The 474-nt window shown below is 51.3% G+C and carries 1 protein-coding gene; it reads right to left on the reverse strand.

Annotated features, from left to right (window positions below; translation table 11 throughout):
- Positions 1-119 precede the first annotated feature (119 nt).
- On the reverse strand, positions 120-474 hold a 355-nt coding region (locus E1297_RS48840; RefSeq protein WP_196223093.1), incomplete at its 5' end, for a hypothetical protein.

Below are 474 nucleotides of genomic sequence, written 5' to 3' on the forward strand. Positions count from 1 at the left end.
AAAACCCGTCAGCCGGAGAAGACTGACGGGCTTCCCGCATACCCCACCTAGGGTACTGTCGATACTTGAATGAGTAACACCTCTGTATTGAGCCCGGCGCTAGCGAGGACTAGACATCGTCAATTTATCTTTTGGTAGTAGATCTTACGCCCATCAAATGGCTGTATTGAGATGAGGCCGTCCGTTTTCATGCTGTAGGCCGACCCTTCTTTCGCGTTTGTTTCGTTCGAGCCGACGCAGCGATATTGCATCTCCTTCCTGACAAGCTGATCGCCGTCAGGATGGCCGGTTGCAAGAATGACGCCGGGCGAATTTGCTTGCCCGCAATAACCAACATTCGATGATGACACTCGGATGTGGTATGTACCGTCTTCGTTCGGAATGATCATCATATGATCAACCGACCCATCGGCTGGGTCTATCCCCATGTAAAACCCTGACCAATCTTCCGTTTGAGCATTGGCTGGCGTGTAT

The sequence above is a fragment of the Roseibium sp. RKSG952 genome, assembly GCF_009711355.1.